This window comes from Bradyrhizobium sp. STM 3809, assembly GCF_000239795.1.
In the GTDB taxonomy this organism is placed as follows: Bacteria; Pseudomonadota; Alphaproteobacteria; order Rhizobiales; family Xanthobacteraceae; genus Bradyrhizobium.
In genome coordinates, this window is sequence record NZ_CAFJ01000442.1 from 1 (window position 1) to 679 (window position 679).

The 679-nt window shown below is 65.7% G+C and carries 1 protein-coding gene; it reads left to right on the forward strand.

The window, feature by feature from the left end:
* On the forward strand, positions 1-531 hold a 531-nt coding region (locus BRAS3809_RS20660), incomplete at its 5' end, for a DUF1236 domain-containing protein (protein WP_035657302.1).
* Between the last annotated feature and the right edge of the window lie 148 nt (positions 532-679).

Sequence of the window (679 nt, forward strand, 5' to 3'; positions counted from 1 at the left end):
GGCGGCTCGTCCGAGATGCGCTCCAGCCAGTCGGAGCAGAAGGGCACCGCGACCAAGGGCCAGCGTGCCGAGGAGGGCATGAAGGGCCCGAATTCGAAGGGCATGGCCTCCGAGAACGACAAGAGCGGCTCGAAGAACATGAAGGCCGAAGGTCGCGAGGGCCGTGAGAACAACAACATGAAGGCCGAGGGCCGCGACAGCAAGACCGGCACCACCGCCGAGACCAAGACCGGCGGCGACCGCTCGCAGACCACCACCGGCCAGGCCGGCGCCGGCGCCAAGCTCTCGACCGAGCAGCGCACCAAGATCACCAGCGTGATCCGCAGCGAGCGCGTCGAGCCGGTGACCAACGTCAACTTCAACATCTCGGTCGGCACGCGGGTGCCGCGCGAGGTCCACTTCCACCCGCTCCCGGCCGAAGTGGTCACGATCTATCCGGAATGGCGCGGATATGACTTCATCCTGGTTCGTGAGCAGATCGTCGTGATCGATCCGCACACCTACGAGATCGTCGCGGTTCTCGACACCTGATCCCCGACCAGGCGGGTGACGGGACAAGGGGCGGACAGCAATGTCCGCCCCTTCATGCTACCCGGCTACACGTCAGGCGTGCAGGCCGGCCTGGACCGTGCTTAACGTGCCATTTCCGGGACTTGGCGCTGGTTTTTCGCGTGACGCA